Below are 16,561 nucleotides of genomic sequence, written 5' to 3'. Positions count from 1 at the left end.
GGGAGTCGACTTTTGGTAAGACGACTTTTGGTAAGACTGAGTGTCGGACAAATCGATTCTGCGAGGGTTTCAATTTGTAACGATTTCCGGTCAAGCGTCGCGCGCGTGCGTATATAAGCGGCGCAATGCAGCCGGGCGCCGCTTCGGGCAAGCGCTCGTGCAATGAACGTCCGCGGTCGAATCATCGCACAACATGCAGCTTTTACCGATGGTTACAAACCGTCAGGCGGGCGCCACACACGGGATGCAGCTAGAAAAACGCCCGGCATCGAGCCGGGCGTTTGCACATGCCTTGAACCACGCAGCGTTCAGTCTTCGCGGCGCAGATGCGGGAACAGAATCACGTCGCGGATGCTCGGGCTGTCGGTCAGCATCATGACCAGACGGTCGATGCCGATACCGCAACCGCCGGCCGGCGGCATGCCGTATTCGAGCGCGCGAATGTAGTCGGCGTCATAGAACATCGCTTCTTCGTCGCCGGCTTCTTTCTGGTCGACCTGCTTCTTGAAGCGCGCTGCCTGGTCTTCCGGATCGTTCAGCTCCGAGAAGCCGTTGGCGATCTCACGGCCCGTGATGAACAGCTCGAAACGCTCGGTGATGCCTTCGACCTTGTCCGACGCGCGCGCCAGCGGCGAAACCTCGATCGGGTAGTCGATGATGTACGTCGGCTCCCACAACTGCGACTCGGCGGTTTCTTCGAACAACGCCAGCTGCAGCGAACCCACGCCCGCGTTCAGGAACTGCGGCTGCGACGCATCCACGCCGAACTTCTTCAACTCGGTGCGCAGGAAGGCGCTGTCGGCGAGTTGCTCGTTCGTATATTGCGGTGCGTACTTCTGGATGGCTTGCGTGATCGTGAGGCGATGGAACGGCTTCGCCAGATCGAGTTCGCGGCCCTGATACGTGATCGTGGCGGTGCCCAAAGCATCGATCGCGGCCTGGCGGATCAACTGCTCGGTGAAGTCCATCAGCCATTTGTAATCGGTGTACGCGGCATAGAACTCGATCATCGTGAATTCCGGATTGTGGCGCACGGACACGCCCTCGTTGCGGAAGTTACGGTTGATCTCGAACACACGCTCGAAGCCGCCGACCACGAGGCGCTTCAGATACAGCTCCGGCGCGATACGCAGGAACATCTGCATATCGAGCGCGTTGTGGTGCGTGGTGAACGGCTTGGCCGCCGCGCCGCCCGGAATCGGGTGCAGCATGGGCGTTTCGACTTCCATGAAGTCGGCGTTTGCCATGAAGTTGCGGATCGACGAAATCGCCTTGGTGCGCGCGACGAACGTCTTGCGCGTTTCCGGCGTAACGATCAGATCGACATAGCGCTGGCGATACTTCATTTCCTGGTCGGCGAGGCCGTGGAATTTATCCGGCAGCGGACGCAGCGACTTCGACAGCAGACGCAGTTCCGTGCAACGCACCGAGAGTTCGCCCTTGTTGGTGCGAAACAGCGCGCCGCGCGCCGCGACGATGTCGCCCATGTCCCACTTCTTGAAGGCGTCGTACGTTTCCTGGCCGACGTCGGCGGGTGTGATGAAGAACTGGATCTGACCCGAACCGTCGCGCACGGTCGCGAAGCTCGCCTTGCCCATCACGCGCTTGAGCATCATGCGGCCGGCAATCGCGACTTCGAGCGGATTCGCTTCGAGCGCTTCCTTGTCGGCGTGCTCGTATTGCGATTGCAGATCTTCGGCGTGATGCGTGGGGCGGAAATCGTTCGGATAGGCCACGCCTTGCTCACGCAGCTCGCGCAGCTTTTCGCGGCGCTCGGTCATGATCTTGTTGTCGTCCATCTCGGGCACGACGTTAGGTCGGGCCGCGTCAGGCTGGGCCGCATTAAGCTGGGTCGGTTCGGTCATGATGATCTGATATTCGGTGGCCCGCACGGAGTGGCTCGCATGCGGGTGGCCAGTCAGTAAAAACCTCAGGCGGTGTTAGGAAACAGCGAGACAGCGACGAACAAACAGCGAAGCAGCGACGAACAAACGTCGAAACTGCGGCGCGGCGTTGCAAGCCGCGCCGGGTGCGCTTAGACGCCCTGTTTCAGGCTGGCGCTGATGAACGGATCGAGGTCGCCGTCGAGCACGCTCTTGGTATTGCTGATTTCGACGTTGGTGCGCAGATCCTTGATGCGGCTGTTGTCCAGCACGTACGAGCGGATCTGATGACCCCAACCCACATCGGTCTTGCCGGCTTCGAGCTTGTCCTGCTCTTCCTGACGCTTGCGGATTTCCGCTTCGTACAGGCGCGATTTCAGCATGGCCATGGCTTCGGCGCGGTTGCGGTGTTGCGACCGGTCGTTCTGGCACTGCACGACGATGCCCGACGGCATGTGCGTAATACGCACCGCGGAGTCGGTCTTGTTGATGTGCTGACCGCCCGCGCCGGACGCGCGGTACGTGTCGATACGCAGATCGGCCGGGTTGATGTCGACTTCGATCGAGTCGTCGATTTCCGGGTACACGAACACCGACGAGAACGACGTATGACGGCCGCCCGACGAATCGAACGGCGACTTGCGCACGAGGCGGTGCACGCCGGTTTCGGTGCGCAGAAAGCCGTACGCGTATTCGCCTTCGATCTTGATCGTGGCGTTCTTGATGCCCGCGACGTCGCCGTCGGTCTGTTCCAGCACTTCGGTCTTGAAGCCTTTGCGCTCGCAGTAGCGCAGATACTGGCGCAGCAGCATGGACGCCCAGTCGCACGCCTCGGTGCCGCCGGCGCCGGCCTGGATGTCCAGAAAGGCATTGTTCGGATCGGCCGGGTTTGCGAACATGCGGCGGAATTCCATGTCGGCGACACGCTGTTCAATGCCTTGTGCGTCGGATTCGCAGGCGAGGAGCGTTTCCTCGTCGTCTTCCTCGCGGGCCATGTCGAACAGGTCCTGCGCGTCGCGCAGGTCGTTGTCGAGCGACGTGAGTTTGCCGACGGTGTCGTCGAGCAGCTTCTTTTCCCGGCCGAGGGCCTGGGCGTGCTTCGAGTCGTTCCAGACGTCCGGGTCTTCGAGTTCCCGGTTGACTTCGATTAGACGCAGTGCTTTGTCGTCGTAGTCAAAGATACCCCCGTAGCGAGTCCGCGCGAGTGCGCAGGTCCGCCAGTGAGGCTTCGATCGCGTTGAGACGTTCCGCTTCCATGTCGATCTTTTATAGCTTCGTAAAAAGGGGAAATTATAGCCGATCGGCACGCCGCGCCGGCGGCTGTTGAGCGATCCGGCGCGTGTTTGCGGTTGATTTTGCGGAGATTTTCGGGGTTTTTGGTCGACGGGGCCGAGACGGCGGGCAGGGCATTTGAGGCGCCAGCGTCGACTCATCGCCCGCATGAGTCGCGTCAGGTCTGCGCTTCAGCTCGCGATTGCAACTCGCCCGGTCCGGCTGGGCTTTTCAGATGGCCATCTTAGCTCGCCGCATGCTCGACGATCAGCTGCACGCGCGATACGCCGTTCCACGTGTCGCTCGCGAGGCGATAGGCGACGGTGGTGCGCGCGGGCAGGGTGTCGGTGTGATTGAACCAGATCGCATTGAAGCGCTGGCGTCCGCGCACGAGTTGCAGTTTCAGGTGCTTGTCCTTCACGAGCGCTTGCGAAGCGATGTCGAATTCGCCCGAAAACACCGGCGCCGGAAAGCCTTGGCCCCACACGGCGGCGTCGAGCATTTCGACGAATTGCGGCGTGAAGTACGCGTCTTCCAGTTCGCCGTCGGTTTCCACGGTGCGCGAGAGCGCGTCCTCGGACAGCCATTCGCGGCCGACCGCTTCGAACGCGGCCGTGAAGCGCGGCACGTCGGCGGCGGCGAGCGTGAGGCCCGCGGCCATCGCGTGGCCGCCGAATTTGACGATCAGGCCCGGCTCGCGCTTCGAGATCAGATCGAGCGCGTCGCGCAGATGGAAGCCCGAGATGGAGCGGCCCGAGCCTTTGACGGTCTGGCCGCTGTCGTCGGCGAGCGCGAAGGTGAACGACGGCCGGTGGAATTTCTCTTTCAACCGCCCAGCGACGATGCCGATCACGCCCTGGTGCCAGCTCGGATTGAACAGCGTGATGGTGGTCGCGCCGTCCGGGTCGATTGCCGAGAGGTCTTCGAGCGCCTGCTGTTGCATGCCGGCTTCGATCTCACGGCGTTCGCGATTCATCGTGTCGAGTTGCTGCGCGAGATCCCATGCGCGGCCGATGTCGTCCGTGGTCAGGCATTCGATTCCGAGCGACATGTCCGACAGGCGGCCCGCCGCGTTCAGGCGCGGCCCGAGCGCAAAGCCGAGGTCGAAGCCCGACGCGCTGCGGGCGTCGCGCGCGGCGGCGCGAAACAACGCGGCGATGCCCGGCTGCATCTTGCCCTTGCGGATACGCTGCAAACCTTGCGCGACCAGCACGCGGTTATTGCCGTCGAGTTTGACCACGTCCGCGACCGTGCCGAGCGCGACCAGATCGAGCAGGCCGTCGAGGCGCGGTTCGGGAAACGCGTCGTTGAAGGCGCCACGGCGACGCAATTCCGCGCGCAATGCGAGCAGTACATAAAACATCACGCCGACACCCGCGATGCACTTGCTCGGAAACGTACAGCCCGGCTGGTTCGGGTTGACGATCGCGCGGGCGGCCGGCAGTTCGTCGCCGGGCAGGTGGTGGTCGGTGACCAGCACGTCGATGCCGAGCGCGTTGGCCGCTTCCACGCCATCGACGCTGGCGATGCCGTTATCCACCGTGATCAGCAGATCCGGTCTGCCCGACGCGTTGCGCGCGGCCAGCGCGACGATCTCGGGCGTCAGGCCGTAGCCATACTCGAAGCGGTTCGGCACCAGATACTCGATGCGGCCGCCGAACATACGCAGGCCGCGCACGGCGACTGCGCAGGCGGTGGCGCCGTCGCAATCGTAATCGGCGACCACCAGCATGCGGCGCTTCTGCTGGATCGCGTCGGCGAGCAAAGCGGCGGCGTCTTCACAGCCCTTGAGCGCGGCCGGCGGCACGAGCCGCGCGAGGCCGGTTTCGATTTCGTCGGGCATGCACACGCCGCGCGACGCGTAGAGGCGTGCGAGTACCGGATGCAGGCCATGGCGGGTGAGTATTTCGGCGTCGACGGGAGAGCAGGCGCGCGTAACGATTCGAGTCATTCGGAGAGGCCGTGAGTCATTCGTTGAGTCATTCGTCGAGTCATCGTTGAGTCATTCAATCAATCATTCGATGAAGAGCGAGGCGAGCACACGCCGCCGCCAGAATTTGCGCAGATCGTTGCGCGTGACCGACAACGTCACCGAGCCGGTGTCGCCGCACAAGGTCAGGCCGAGTTCGGCGAGCTCGCCGGATTGCAGCGCCGCGAGCGCCGGTTCGAACCAGTCCGTTTGCAATGCGGCGAAGGCGTCGTTCCAGCGCGCCCAATCCTGTTCGATGTAGGGCGCGGAGAACGGATCGAGTTCGACCAGCGTGGGCCCGGTCGTGTTCGTGTTTGCATTGGCGTCGGCGTTGAGCTCGGACGCGCCACGCAGAGCATTGTCCGAAGCGCCGCGCGCGGCGCCAGCCGCCCGCAGTGCCGCAAACGACGCCGGCGGCGCAGCCGCCGCGACGCCCGCGGTCATCGCGAGACCGCGCGTTGCGGCTGCGTCGGAGAACACGCGTGCGAACGGACTGCGTACTGGCTGCGCCGCACCCTGCGCGTGAAACCAGATCGAATTGACCGCAGGCAGGCCGCGCGCCTCGCGCGCTTCGTTGACCGGGTGCTCGAACCAGGCCATCTGCACTTCGTTCTGCAGCTTCATCCAGGCGCGCGAACGCTCGCCAGAATGCGCCTCGTGCGGCAGCCAGATTTCGATGTTGCGCCCGCTCGCGCGCAACGGCGACGCGCCGGCGAGCGTGCCGAAGCCGTCGCCCGACAGATACCAGCGCGCGGGCTGCGGCGCTTCGATACGCACGCCGAGTTCCTCGATCAACGGCCGGGCGACCGCGAGCAGCGCGCCGGCTTCCTCGTCGGACAAGTCGAGCGAGGCCGGGTCGATCAACACCAGATGATCGTGCGCGATCCGCACGTGCACCGGTTGCACGCAGGCCCATGTGGCGGTGCCGGGTTCGCCGCCGTCGGCGCGCAGCATGTAGGGCGCGAGCGGCGCTTCGTCGGCGGCGGCCGCGCCGCTCGGCAGCGCGCCGAACTGGCGCGCCACCCAGCGCTCGTGCGGCAGCGTGCGCTGAAAGTCTTCGCCGACCACGCGCTCCACCAGCGTCGCGCGCGCGATCAGCCGGTCGAGGGCGGGACTGCGGATGTCGTGGAGGGCGGTGGAGGCGTCCGCTGCGGCGGGCAGCGCGAAGGGCAGGAGAAGATGGAGACGGTTGGCGAGCATGATGCTGCGCATTGTAGGGCAAACAATCTGGCTTTTCCGTCTAAAGCCGCTTTACCTGGGATGGCCGATGCGCAATTCGTTTCCCTCGCTCTGTACCTTTGAACGGCCGCTATGCCTTTGCGTAGCTATTGGAGTGGCTTCACGTGCTCCGTTTGCGCACGCTGGCAACGCGGATCATCGATTTGATGCTCGCGGCCAAGGAGGCGGCGCATGTCGAGCTCGATACGAAGATGGCGCAACGATCGTGGGCATGTCCAGGAAATATTGCCACAGCCATATGCCAGCGGTCTATTACGATAGCTATTCGGCAACGAACGCCGCGCTCAAGGCCGCCTCTACAAACGCAGATTCGCTGGCATAGCCCACCGCTCGCGATAAATCATCATGGTCTCGCGCACACCCACTCGCCGAGCAGTTGCTTGCATGGCCACATGTCGAGCTGGCTCGCGCCGTTCGGTCCGATGTATTTGACGTTGACGTTGAGGTGGTCGAACATGGGTTGCAGATTCTCGTACCGCTCACTCCAGTAAAGGACTTTGCGGTGATCGTCGGATAGCTCGTTGGTCGCCTGTTTTAGATAGCCGGCTGCGTTTCGGATCATGATCGACGACTCATACGCGCCGATCCCGGAATTAATCATCAGTACGGCCACAAGCACGTAACCGATGATCCGCTTTTCCTGGAGTGCGAGGATTGTCAACAGACACACAAGCACGTAGAGCTGCGGATTCAGGCGTGCCCACCATGACTCAGGACTAATTACGCATAGCACAACGACGACGGCGAGCAGCGGTGCAGCGCGCCAGGTTGATCGCCAGGACCAGACCGCCGCCGCGATCGCTAACAGGAGCGCACCGCCAAAGAGTGGCCCCCACCCACCCCATCTCACATCGACACCGCCAGCTGTGGTGAACTCGACGGCGTCGACAGTGAAAGGCACCTTGAGTTGCGGGAAACGTGGTGTCGCGAGGTCGAACGGATTTTCGTTTCTGGTCTTCCCCATGACGCTCAATCCGAGTTGCGTAAAGCGATTAAGGGAATGAAACTGCGGCGTGATCTGCCCGGAAATGAGGTTTTCCACGCGTCCGGCGCCCATTACGGGGTAGAAGACGTGGTGCCCCTCGACGAGATTTTTAACGTACGGGTTCACAGCAAGAACGGCAAACGTCAGCAGGAGCGTAGCTGTGGCGCTTGAGCCAACGCCGATGGGGACTTTCCGGATCCGCGAAATGCAGAATGCACCGGCGAGAAGCACGGCCGAAAATACCAGGCCCGTGTCCTTCAATGTCGCCGCACCGATCGATGCCAGCAACAACGGTATGGTCAAGCGCCGCGAGCCGTTGTTCCACAACAGGCCGTAGATGCACAGTATCTGAATCGAGAGGAAAGCGGCCATGCAACCGTCCACGTAGTGCGTGAATAGCTGAAGGATTGCGATCGGATTCAGTGCTACGCAGATCGCTGCGAGAGATCGCGGCACTACGCCGTGGCCTCTTAGAGCCGAGAAAGTAACGAGGCCAGACGCCAGCATCAGAATGAAGTTGATGCTTTTGCCAATTTCGAAATTGCCGGTCAGCTTCAATAACGACGCAGTATAGAACCACGAAATCTTCGGGTAGTTATTAATGTATATCGCATAACGCCCCTCTAAAGATGACTTCAGAAAATCGAAATGGTCGGCGAGTTCATGGATTGCGTTTGCGTGATAGCCGAGGCCATCCGATGAGAAATCGAAGTAGATATTGGCGGCAGCCATTGACGCAACGACCGTTAGCAAGGCCGCGACTGTGACCCACACTGCGCGCGCTTTACTGCCGGAAAATGCTGTTGCCGTACTGACTGCCGCGCCCAAAATCGGAGCCCACCCCGCAAGACCGGCCGGGGCATGGATACCCTGCAATAAGGCAAATAGCGTCGCGGTGCCGATGATATATGTGAGCAAAAAAACGGCAATATCCAGGGCCGCGTCGGCGTGGCCGCCGTTCGATTCTTTCATCATTGGAGCAATAAGGAGATGATCAGGAAGCGTTAAGCGCATTCCTGAATACATAGTTTTTGTCGAGATTGTATTTAACGAGGTATCCGACCGTCAGTCCGAGCGCGGCGCCTAGGTATCGCATGAAATCGGTGTGAAACACGGCCTGAAATGCGGCTTCCGTGGCCCAGAAAATGACGGTGGTAGCAAGGCCCATCATCGTGTAAAGAACGAATGTGGCGCCGTCATGAGCTGCGCTGCTGGCTCGGAAGCGAAATATGAATTTCTTGTCAAGCACGTACTTGAGAATGAGGCCTACGCCAGTTCCGGCCGCGACCGATACGGGGAGCGCAAATGGCCCGGCGTACGCCATTAGCATTAAGTCTTGCCCGCAGATGTTTGCTGCCATGGCCAAGGCGGCCAACAGCGCGTAGGTGATCCAAAGCTTCATCTTGGCTCCGAATCAACCACGGGTCGTGAAGACAATCAACATAGCCTTGACCCAGGCTGCCATTGCCGCCACGAAGAAGGCGCGCTTAAGCGGCGGCCATTCTTTTATTTGATCAAACATTATTTTTTCCCCGGAATGCGCGCAGTTTACATCAAGATCTGATAGACGTCTGAGGATTTCGCAGACCGCATAGCAGCAGGCCAGTCCCTGGCCGTTCTTGCGGTACGCTTCAAGGCGGCGCATCTCTCATCCGTCCTCTTTTCGGGACCTTGTGTACGCGGATCCGTCAGGGACGGTTCTGTATCCGGCTCCCTCTCGAGACACTCCCACGCGGTTGCGGCCATGTACGCGCTTCCGTCCTTGCCGGTCGTCCGGCAGCAGCGGACCTCCGGGTTCGCCGCCGGCCGGCCGCCGGAGCAACAGCCGCGCGCGGCGGCACCGCGCACATGACGAGGAGACCGGCATGTCGCGTGAACTCAAAACCGAGCAGGAATTGCTAGCGCTGGTCGTCAGAGCGCTCGATGCGAACCCGGCCACTGCCGGCTGGATCCCGACCGGCTTCCACGAGACCGTGGACGACGAGACAGGCTGCAACTGGGACATCAGTCATCTGCACCGCGACCGCAAGGATGCCGACGTGGCCGAGATGGCCAACAGCGCCGCCGCGGGCATCATCAACGAGCTGCGCGGGCGGTACAACCTCCGTTAGACGAAACCGGCACACCGCCCGGACCCGGCGCACGGCGACGCGGCGCCGATCCGAGAAAGCCGCCGCCGAGCCGACCTGGCCGCAGGCGGCCGGCGTTTCTGTTCGAGGTCCCGTCCGCACTCCCTTTGCGCGAGCGGGCCGCATTGTATGGCAAACTTCGCGCTTGATTAGTGGTGGCGGCAATGGCGGCGACGACAGCCGCCGTCTTCCAGTCGGCCGCGGACCGCGATGGCGCGCGCATTGCTATGCAACGGCGCGCCGCACCGGAACCATCCGCGCCGCAGCGACACCAACAATCACGACGCTCGGGCCGCACGAACGGCGCTTCACGCCTTCGTGCGCGGCACAAAGCCGAAGAACGCAGAAAAGGATTCGCTTGAAATTTCCCTACGAATGGCAGATTGGCTGGCGCTACACCCGCGCCGGCAAACGCACGACCGGTAACGGCTTCATTTCCTTCATCGCGCTCGTGTCGATGTCGGGCATCGCGCTCGGCGTCGCGGCGCTGATCGTCGTGTTGTCCGTGATGAACGGTTTTCAGAAAGAGGTGCGCGACCGCATGCTGTCGGTGCTCGCGCACGTCGAAATTTTTTCGCCGACCGGCTCGATGCCCGACTGGCAGCTCACCGCCAAAGAAGCCCGTCAGAACAAGGAAGTGATCGGCGCGGCGCCGTATGTCGAAGCCCAGGCGCTGCTCACGCGCCAGGACGCGGTGAGCGGCGTGGCGCTGCGCGGCGTCGAGCCGTCGCTGGAGCCGCAGGTGTCCGATATCGGTAAGGAGATGAAAGGCGGCAGTCTGAACGCGCTGGTGCCGGGCGACTTCGGCATCGTGCTGGGCGCCGACCTCGCCACCAATCTCGGCGTGACGGTCAACGACAAGATCACGCTGGTCGCGCCGGAAGGCACCATCACGCCCGCCGGCATGCTGCCGCGGCTAAAACAGTTCACGGTGGTGGGCATCTTCGAGTCGGGTCACTACGAATACGACAGCACGCTCGCGCTGATCAACATCAAGGACGCGCAGGCGCTGTTCCGGCTGCCCGCGCCGACCGGCGTGCGGCTGCGCCTGACCGACATGCAGCGCGCGCCGGAAGTCGCGCATCAGCTTGCCCGCACGCTGTCCGGCGATTTGTACATTCGCGACTGGACGCAGCAAAACAAGACCTGGTTCTCCGCGGTGCAGATCGAAAAACGCATGATGTTCATCATCCTCACGCTGATCATCGCGGTGGCGGCGTTCAATCTGGTGTCGTCGCTCGTGATGACGGTGACCAACAAGCAGGCCGACATCGCGATTCTGCGCACGCTCGGCGCGCAGCCCGGTTCGATCATGAAGATTTTCGTGGTGCAGGGCGTGACGATCGGTTTCATCGGCACGGCCACCGGCGTCGCTCTCGGCTGCCTGATCGCGTGGAGCATTCCGTGGCTCGTGCCGATGATCGAGCACCTGATCGGCGTGCAGTTCCTGCCGCCGTCGGTGTATTTCATCAGCGAACTGCCGTCCGAACTGGTGCCGGCCGACGTCGCGCGAATCGGCGTCATCGCTTTCGTGATGTCCGCGCTGGCCACGTTGTACCCGAGCTGGCGTGGTGCCAAAGTCCGTCCGGCGGAGGCGCTGCGCTATGAATGACCGTTCCGCTAACCTGTCCATGGCTTCTTCCGACACTGTGCCGCATCCCTACGTGCTGGAAGCAACCGGCATTTCCAAGTCGTTCGTGCAGGGCGGTCTGAACGTGACTGTGCTCAACAACACGGAGCTGAGCGTGCGGCGCGGCGAGAAGCTCGCGATCGTCGGCGCGTCGGGGTCCGGCAAGAGCACGCTGCTGCACGTGCTCGGCGGCCTCGACGATCCGAGCGCCGGCCATGTCTCGGTGATGGGCAAGCCCTTCACCAGGCTCTCCGAGCGCGAACGCAATGACCTGCGCAATCGCGCGCTGGGTTTCGTGTATCAGTTCCACCATCTGCTGCCGGAGTTCACCGCGCTCGATAACGTCGCGATGCCGCTGCGGATCCGCCGCATGACGACCGAAGCGTCGCGCCGCGAAGCGCTCGCGGTGCTGGAGCGCGTCGGCATGGGGCATCGCGCCAAGCATCGTCCGGGCGAGCTGTCGGGCGGCGAGCGCCAGCGCGTGGCGATTGCCCGCGCGCTGGTGACGAAGCCCGCCTGCGTGCTGGCCGACGAACCGACTGGCAATCTCGACGGCGGCACCGCCGACACCGTGTTCAATCTGATGCTCGAACTGTCGCAAACGCTCGACACGAGCTTCGTGATCGTCACACACGATCCCGAACTCGCGGGACGTTGCGACCGCATCATGCGGCTGCGCGACGGCGTGCTGCACGAAGAGCCGCCGGTGCCGGTTTAAATGGCCGTCCATTCGGCGTGGATGCCGCGCCGCTCGTGAGGTCTGTGATGTGGATCGATACGCACTGTCATCTCGACGCATCGGAATTCGACGCCGACCGCGCGGAAGTCGCGGCGGCGGCGCGCCGCGCGGGCGTGGGGCGAATCGTGATTCCGGCGATCGGCCGGCAGAATTTCGCGGCGGTGCGTGAGTTGGCGCACCAGGTTGAGGGCGGTGCGTACGCGCTTGGCATTCATCCGTTGTTCACGCCTCGCGCGCAGGAAAGCGATCTGGATCTGTTGCGCATGGAAATCGAGGCGAGTCTCGATGATCCGCTGTTTGTCGGCATCGGCGAGATCGGACTCGATTATTTCGTCGAAGGTCTCGACGACGCGCGCCAGCAATTCTTCTACAACGGCCAGTTGCAGATCGCACGCGAATTCGATCTGCCGGTGATCTGCCATGTGCGCAAGTCGCAGGATCAGGTCATCAAAGGACTGCGGCGGCATCAGATTCATCGCGGCATCGCGCATGCGTTCAACGGCAGTTTTCAGCAGGCTCAGGCGTATATCGATCAGGGCATGCATCTCGGTTTCGGCGGCAATCTGACTTTCGAACGCGCGCGGCAAATTCGCCGTCTCGCCGAGCAGTTGCCGTTCGACGCGCTGGTGGTCGAAACCGACGCGCCGGACATCGCGCCGTCGTGGATCTACAAGCAGCGCAACACGCCGGAGCAGATTCCCGCAATCGGCGCGGGCCTCGCGCAACTGCGCGGCATGGCCGCCGACGAAGCCGCCCTAGGCACAACGGCTAACGCGCTCGCCGCGTTGCCGCGGCTGGCACTTTCCTCTGCATAATTGAACTCGATGGTCTGAGTGGTTCGCGCCGGGCGATACCCACGCCTGGCGGGGTCGCTGACGCCTGCGCGTCGAGTGTTCCGTCGTTCGGCGATTGCTGGTGGAGGACGGATGCGGGCATGGTGGTGTGGATTTGCGTTGGGCGTGATCGGGCTGCAACGGCAGGCGGTGTTGCCGGATTGGATGGCGTTGTGCGGGTTGGTGATGCTTGCTTGCGCCGCGGTCGTGGCGGCGGTATGGGGTTTGGGCGAGGATAGCCGCGCGGTGGCCGGTGCGGATCACGCGATGACCCGCGTAGCTAGCGTTTCGGCTGAGGCCGGAGCTACGAATGCAGGCGGAACTGCGGCTATGGCAGAGCGTGACGCAGAGGCTGGAACCGTGCGGGGAGTTGGGGCCTCGACAAGATCAACGGTGGCGCCCAGGGATTGGCAGCATGCGTGTGCGACGACCCTCGCTTCGCTCGTACATCGCATCCGTTTCAGCCGGCGCGTGCGTTCCTTCGTGGGCTGGAGCGCCGTGTGGTGCGTGGCAATATGCGCGGGCTTCGGGTACGCAGCCATACGCGCGGACATGCGCCTTGCGGTGAGCTTGCCGAACGCGTGGGAAGGGCGCGATATCGAGGTCGTCGGCAGTATCAAAGGCTTGCCGTCAAGCGATGAAAATGGCGCGCGTTTTCTATTCGACGTCGAGTCGGCCGTAGCGCCAATCGACGTCTTCCCTCGCGTGATCCAGCTCTCGTGGATCGCCGAAGATGCGCCGCCGCCTTTACTCGAGCCGGGGTCGCGCTGGCGGCTGGCCGTGCGCCTCAAGCGTCCGCATGGCAATGCCAATTTCGGCGTGCGCGATGCTGAAGCGACTCTGCTCGCGCGCAACGTGCGCGCCACCGGTTATGTGAGCGCGCCGGTTCATGCTGTGCGATTGCCTGGCAGGGCGCGCGGCGTCGGCGTGACGGTGGACCGCTGGCGCGCCGCGTTACGCGAGCGGATCGATGCAGTGCTCGCCGACGCTCCGCATCGCGGGATCGTCGTGGCGCTCGCCATCGGCGCGCAGGACGAAGTCAGCGCCGCCGACTGGCTGCTCATGCGCGGCACGGGCACGAGTCATCTGGTGGCGATTTCGGGGCTGCATATCGGTTTCGTCGCGGGCCTTGCGGGTTGGCTGGCGGGCGCGGTGTGGCGGCGCTCCGGATGGATTGGCCGCAACTGGCCGTTGCGGCTGCCGGCACAGGTCGTCGCGATGACGGGCGGCGCACTGTTCGCCGCGCTGCATGCTGCGTTGGCCGGCTTCAATGTGCCCGCGCAGCGCGCGCTGTGGATGGCAGGGGTCGTGGCGCTCGCGTTTATCAGCGGGCGCAACGTGCCGCGCTCGGTGGTGCTCGCGTGGGCCTTGGGGCTCGTACTGGTGGTCGATCCGTGGGCGGTCGTGTCGGCGGGATTCTGGTTGTCGTTCTGCGCGGTGGCGGCAATTCTGTACGCCATGTCGGGGCGGCCGCATGTGCAGGATCACGAGCAGCGCCGCGACGAAACAGCGGAGGATGGCGCTGCGGCGACCCGCTGGTCGAGACTGGTTATCGTTTTGCGCCGCCGCTTGCGCGATGCTGGCGCAAGGTTGCGCAGCGCCGCGCAGGTTCAGTTCGCCGTGACGATCGCGCTCGCGCCGTTGACCGTCTACTGGTTCGCGCAGATTCCGCTGATCGGTCCGCTCGCCAATGCTTTCGCGATTCCGTGGGTAAGCCTGCTGGTCACACCGGCGGTACTGGCCGGCGTCGCGTTGCCCGCGCCGTTCGACGCCTACGCATGGCATGGCGCACACGCTTTGCTGGACCTGCTGGCCGTGGGCTTGCAAGCACTATCCGGCCCCGCCTGGGCGCTTTGGCGTCTGCCGCAACCGGATGCATGGACGCTGGCCGCGGCGGCAGTCGGCGTGCTCTGGTGTCTTGCGCCGCGCGGCTGGCCGCTGCGCTGGGCCGCGCCACTGACCTGGCTGCCGCTGCTGATACCCGCGCCGTCCGGACCGCCGCACGGCAGTTTCCGTTTGACCGCGCTGGACGTCGGTCAAGGCACCTCGGTGCTGGTCGAAACGGCGCATCACACTTTGCTGTTCGATACCGGACCGGGGCCGGAGTCGACTCACGCGGGCGAGCGGGTGGTTGTGCCGTTTTTGCAGGCGCGCGGCGTGACGGCGCTCGATACGTTGATCGTGAGCCACGCCGACTCCGATCATTCGGGCGGCGCGCCCGCCGTGCTGGACGCGATCGAGGTGCATCAAATGGTGGCGGCGTTGGCGCCGTCGAATGCGCTGTGGTCGAACGCGAGGCAACGCGGCGCCGACACGCTGCCGTGCGCGGCGGGCCAGCGCTGGCAGTGGGACGGCGTGGAGTTCGCGATGCTCTGGCCGGACGCCGGTCCGCTGCAAGGCAAGCCGAATGCGCATTGCTGCGTGCTGCGGGTCAGCACTCTGCCCACCGCCCCAAGCCCGTCGATCAGCCGTACTCAAACAGAACCGCCGCGCATGACGGCCTTGCTGACGGCGGACATCGAGGCGCCCGTCGAACGCGTTCTGCTCGCGCGCGATCGCGGGGCGTTGCGCGCGCAGGTGCTGGTCGTGCCGCATCACGGCAGCAAGACTTCGTCGACCGAGCCGTTCCTCGACTCTATCGATCCGCTCATCGCGCTATTTCAGGTAGGCTATCGCAACCGTTTTCAACATCCGAACGCGGGTGTGTTCGAGCGCTACAAGGCGCGGCGGATCGAGCTCGGGCGCAGCGATGCGGACGGCGCGGTGCGGGTCGAGGTGAGCCCGGGCGACGAAAAAAATCATGGCAGCGGCAGCGCCACCGTCACGCTCGAGCGCTATCGCGACACGCAGCGCCGCTACTGGATGGATCGCTGACCGGTTAATCGGCGAATCGCCGGCCGCACAGATAGAAGAAACACGCGCCGGGCGTGTTGACTGCACGCATGTGCGTGCCACGACCCGCACGCAAGAACAGAACGGAGACAGCCGCAGTTGAAAAACATCATTCACTTCTCGCACGCGAACGGCTTTCCGGCATCGACCTATCGCACGATCTTCGCCGAACTCGCCGACGACTACGAACTGCGCTCCATCGAGCGGATCGGCCACGACGCGCGCTTTCCGGTGACGCAGGACTGGCCGCATCTGGTCGAACAGTTGCTCGACGACATCCGCAAGACGTACGAGTGCCCGGTGTGGCTGGTGGGACATTCGCTCGGCGGCTATCTGTCGCTGATGGCCGCGCTCAAGAAGCCGCAGTGGGTGCGCGGCGTGGTGATGCTCGATTCGCCGGTGATCGCCGGCTGGCGCAGCAGCATGCTGCGCGTGTCGCAATGGACCGGCCTCGACGAGCGGCTCTCGCCCGCGGCCGCCACACGCACGCGTCGCACCCGGTGGGCAAGCCGCGACGAAGCGTGGCGCCATTTCTATTCGAAGCCGGCGTTCGCGCGCTGGGACGAGCGCATGCTGTCCGACTACATCGACTTCGGCATTCCGCAGACTTCGCCCGACGGCTCGCGGTCGCTGGCCTTCGACCGCCGTACCGAATATCAGATCTATAAGACCTTGCCGCACACGCTCGGCTCGCGGCTCGCCCGGGGCGCGCCGGTGCCGGTGGGCTTCATCGCCGGCACGCGTTCGAAGGAAATCCGCCAGGCCGGTCTCGACGCCACCCGCCGCGCGACCGGCGGCCATGTGGAATGGATCGAGGGCAGTCATCTCTTTCCGATGGAAAAACCCGTCGAAACCGCGCGCGCGGTGCAAAGCATGTTGCATGAACTGGAGCAGCGCGGCTGACGCGAACGCACGCGCCGACGTTCGCGCGGACTTGAACGCGGACGGCGACGGCGGCAGCATCGGCCATGCACCGCGACGCCGGCCGTA

13 protein-coding genes are annotated in these 16,561 nt (G+C 63.8%); 6 read left to right on the top strand and 7 right to left on the bottom strand.

The genetic code is table 11. The features are described 5' to 3' along the window. Positions 1–308: 308 nt before the first annotated feature. The 7 genes from lysS to B0G75_RS28910 form a co-directional block, all read right to left on the bottom strand. Positions 309–1,865 carry a lysine--tRNA ligase gene (gene lysS / locus B0G75_RS28940; protein WP_374956927.1) on the bottom strand — a complete coding sequence of 519 codons (1,557 nt, stop codon included), beginning with the start codon at positions 1,863–1,865 and terminating at the stop codon, positions 309–311. Positions 1,866–2,035: 170 nt separating this feature from the next. Beyond that, a protein-coding gene (gene prfB, locus B0G75_RS28935) for a peptide chain release factor 2 (RefSeq protein ID WP_106313460.1) occupies positions 2,036–3,140 on the bottom strand; the annotation gives its coding sequence in 2 pieces (ribosomal slippage) (positions 2,036–3,058 and positions 3,060–3,140; 1,104 coding nt in all). 259 nt (positions 3,141–3,399) lie between these two features. Further along, a complete protein-coding gene (recJ, locus tag B0G75_RS28930; protein ID WP_106313459.1) occupies positions 3,400–5,106 on the bottom strand; it encodes a single-stranded-DNA-specific exonuclease RecJ in 1,707 nt (568 codons plus the stop codon). Positions 5,107–5,169: 63 nt separating this feature from the next. Beyond that, entirely contained in the window at positions 5,170–6,336 is a 1,167-nt protein-coding gene (locus B0G75_RS28925) for a regulator (protein WP_106313458.1), read from the bottom strand. A gap of 370 nt (positions 6,337–6,706) precedes the next feature. Then, positions 6,707–8,323, bottom strand: coding sequence for a hypothetical protein (locus B0G75_RS28920; RefSeq protein WP_106313457.1), 1,617 nt, complete (start codon positions 8,321–8,323; stop codon positions 6,707–6,709). Between the two features lie 19 nt (positions 8,324–8,342). After that, positions 8,343–8,750 carry a GtrA family protein gene (locus B0G75_RS28915; RefSeq protein ID WP_106313456.1) on the bottom strand — a complete coding sequence of 136 codons (408 nt, stop codon included), beginning with the start codon at positions 8,748–8,750 and terminating at the stop codon, positions 8,343–8,345. A gap of 12 nt (positions 8,751–8,762) precedes the next feature. Next, on the bottom strand, positions 8,763–8,993 hold the full coding sequence (locus B0G75_RS28910) for a hypothetical protein (protein WP_106313455.1): 231 nt from the start codon (positions 8,991–8,993) through the stop codon (positions 8,763–8,765). A gap of 220 nt (positions 8,994–9,213) precedes the next feature. On the opposite strand from B0G75_RS28910, the gene B0G75_RS28905 reads away from it, so the two are divergent. The 6 genes from B0G75_RS28905 to B0G75_RS28875 all read left to right on the top strand — a co-directional run bounded on the left by B0G75_RS28905 (position 9,214) and on the right by B0G75_RS28875 (position 16,474). After that, positions 9,214–9,459, top strand: coding sequence for a hypothetical protein (locus B0G75_RS28905; protein WP_106313454.1), 246 nt, complete (start codon positions 9,214–9,216; stop codon positions 9,457–9,459). A gap of 376 nt (positions 9,460–9,835) precedes the next feature. Continuing rightward, complete coding sequence (locus B0G75_RS28895) at positions 9,836–11,089, top strand: lipoprotein-releasing ABC transporter permease subunit (protein WP_106313452.1); 1,254 nt, start codon at positions 9,836–9,838, stop codon at positions 11,087–11,089. Continuing rightward, positions 11,082–11,825, top strand: a complete 744-nt coding sequence (lolD, locus tag B0G75_RS28890; protein WP_012433555.1) for a lipoprotein-releasing ABC transporter ATP-binding protein LolD — start codon at positions 11,082–11,084, stop codon at positions 11,823–11,825. Before B0G75_RS28895 ends, lolD begins: the two co-directional genes overlap by 8 nt. Positions 11,826–11,872: 47 nt before the next feature. Then, positions 11,873–12,661, top strand: coding sequence for a TatD family hydrolase (locus B0G75_RS28885; RefSeq protein ID WP_106313451.1), 789 nt, complete (start codon positions 11,873–11,875; stop codon positions 12,659–12,661). 111 nt (positions 12,662–12,772) lie between these two features. After that, positions 12,773–15,553: a DNA internalization-related competence protein ComEC/Rec2 gene (locus B0G75_RS28880; RefSeq protein WP_106313450.1), complete on the top strand. Its 2,781-nt coding sequence runs from the start codon at positions 12,773–12,775 to the stop codon at positions 15,551–15,553. A 117-nt stretch (positions 15,554–15,670) separates the two neighbouring features. Then, positions 15,671–16,474 (top strand): alpha/beta fold hydrolase, encoded by an 804-nt coding sequence (locus tag B0G75_RS28875; RefSeq protein ID WP_106313449.1) that lies wholly within the window; start codon positions 15,671–15,673, stop codon positions 16,472–16,474. The last annotated feature ends 87 nt before the right edge of the window (positions 16,475–16,561 follow it).

The sequence above is a fragment of the Paraburkholderia sp. BL18I3N2 genome (genome assembly GCF_003001875.1).
Lineage (GTDB): Bacteria > Pseudomonadota > Gammaproteobacteria > Burkholderiales > Burkholderiaceae > Paraburkholderia > Paraburkholderia phytofirmans.
This window is presented reverse-complemented; position numbering and strand designations above follow the sequence as displayed.